Below are 2,546 nucleotides of genomic sequence, written 5' to 3'. Positions count from 1 at the left end.
TTGAGGCCGAAGTACAGGGGGGTGGGTATCTCGCCGTAGAGCTTGACGGCCTGGGCCTGGATACCGTTGGCCAGAGCCATCGACAAGAACCACACGGCCATCGTCTGGCTGCCGAAAGCCGCCGGAGCGAGCCTGGTGGAGGCGGACAGGCCGGTGGTCTGGAGCAGGACATCACCCAGACCAAGCAACAGGTAGGACAGGACGACCCACCAGGCAGCCATCTTCCAGTCACCGCCACTGCGCCCGAAGGTCGGCGCCACCATGACGAGGAAGGAGAGGCCGCCCATCAGCACACCCAGGGCGATCTTGTGGGAGGCATGCGGCTGACGGCGCCCCAGGCGCACCCAGAGGGCGGCCACGACCGGTGCCAGTGCCACTTCGAACGCGCCGAGCGCGGAGGCGAACCAGGTGGAGGGGAAGTCGAAGCCCAGGATCGAGGTCTCGGCGTGGTCCGTCGCGAGCAGCATCATCGTCGAGTACGCCTGGAAGAGGATCATGTTGAAGACGACCGAGGCACCGAACAGCAAAAGATAAGGACGCAGCCTCCCCCGCTCCTGCGTGGTCACCCGCGGGCTCTTGAACATCACCGTGAAATAGACAACCGGCGCCACCGCGGCGGCCAGGGTGAGGGCGTTGACCGCGAGTCCGAGCGTCAGCACACCCGTGACGCCCAGCAGTACGGCCAGGACCACAGCGGTCAGCAGCCCGCAGGCGATCAGCCGCCGGGCCCGGCGCAACGCCCGCGGCGCCAGCACGCCGGCGGGGGCGCCGTCCCGGCCGGGCAGGTGGCGGCGGCCCATGACGTACTGGACCAGGCCCAGACTCATGCCGACGGCGGCCGCCGAGAAGCCCCAGTGCCAGCCCTTGTCCTGCCCCAGCCAGCCGGCGACCAGCGGCCCGAGGAACGCCCCGATGTTGATGGCCATGTAATAGAGGGCGAAGCCGGCGTCACGGCGCTGGTCGTCGCCGCGGTAGAGCCGGCCGACCATGGTGGAGACATTGGGCTTGAGCAGCCCCGTACCCGCACTGATCAGCCCGAGCCCCGCCCACGTAGCAGCACCCGCCGGCACACCCATCGCATAATGCCCGCAGGCGATCAGGACCCCGCCCCACAGCACCGCACGATAGGCACCGAGCACACGGTCCGCAAGCCACCCACCGGCAACAGAGACCAGATACACAAGAGTCCCGTACCCGGCCGCGACCGAAGCCGCCGCACCCGGCGCCATCCCCAGACCCCCCGCAGCCACCGTATCCGCGAAAAACAGCACCAGAATCGCCTGCATACCAAGGAAGGAGAACCGCTCCCACACCTCCAACCCGGACAACACCCCCAGACCCCTGGGCTGACCGAAGAAGGACGGTCTTTCTCTCGGCGGATCATCCTTACGGACAGCATCGGTGGCGGCGACGGGCATGGCTGGGCTCCTCATCGATCGTGAGAATTGTCCACGAATATACCGTTGACTCGATTGCACCCCCTCCCGGGCTTTCGAAAGGGACCAAAGCCTCTGGCTGCTCATGTCTAGGGCGTGCAAGGGGGGCGCAACGGTTGAACACCACAGCAGTACTCGGTGAGCAGTAGATGTGAGACGGTCGGCTAAAGGACGGCAGGCATTGCATGAGGCTCGGAAAGCTGGTGTGGAAAACCCTGTACCGTCAGCGTCTTCACGCGTCACTCAGCGGCGGACGTGTATCAACTCCGCACATTCCCGAACCACTTGCAAAGAATAGACGCATGAGTACATGAACACAGACCGTGCACACCGGAGCGGTCAAGCCGGAAGGCGACAGCACAGGACCGGTGACAGCGCGGGGTTCCACGGCAGAGAAGCGGAACAGGCCACTACGCCCCTGTCGACGAAACCGCGAGTTGCCCTTGGCCGACCGTTTCCAGCAGTTGCGCAGTGAACTCCAGGGACTGCGCCACAGCCTCCTCGGCGTTCCCTTTCCCGGCTCGGCCGCTCCCCCCGGACCCCGACACCTCTTCGTTGATGGATGAGGTGTTTTCTGCCGACAGCTCCCGGCCCTCGTAGGGCAGCCTGCAAAGCCTCCTGAGGTTTCTTGGCGGGGCGGCCCGGAAGATTATTCAAAATCCGGTTGGCCTTGGGTGGTTGGCCGTCGGACGCAAGATCGGTCCCCTCGGCGTACCGTACGGGGTGCCAACGCCTGTGCGGACGCAGGGGGCGATGCGTTCACCGCACTACCGGGCTGAGCCCGTATCAGTTGCCCCTGCTCATCGGCCGGGTGGAGCGCCGGATTGCCGGGCTGAGACCAGGTGCGGGGACGGCCGCGGGGCCTGCCGTTGTGTAAGGCAGTGATCCTGCTGTGCTTCCTGCTGCGGCACAACCCGGTGCAGGAGATGGCCAGTGGGCGTCCGGTCTTTCCCGGCCGACCGCACAAGGTCACGGTGACACCTCCTACTCTGCCGGGCGCGCGAAAGAGGTTCACTCACTGAGCCCTTTCAGGGTTGCCGCTCCAGGGTGAGGACTGCTCTGGCGATTGCCGACATTCGATTTGGGCTGCACCGAGCTTTGCGGAAGATG

General features: G+C 65.8%; 1 protein-coding gene. It reads right to left on the bottom strand.

From position 1 onward, the window contains the following. On the bottom strand, positions 1-1,418 hold a 1,418-nt coding region (locus tag ACWD4A_RS35265), incomplete at its 3' end, for a peptide MFS transporter (protein WP_451200553.1). Positions 1,419-2,546 lie beyond the last annotated feature (1,128 nt).

The sequence above is a fragment of the Streptomyces sp. NPDC002537 genome, assembly GCF_053594975.1.
The sequence above is the reverse complement of the archived record's forward strand: the minus strand, read 5'-3'. Positions and strand labels throughout refer to the sequence as shown.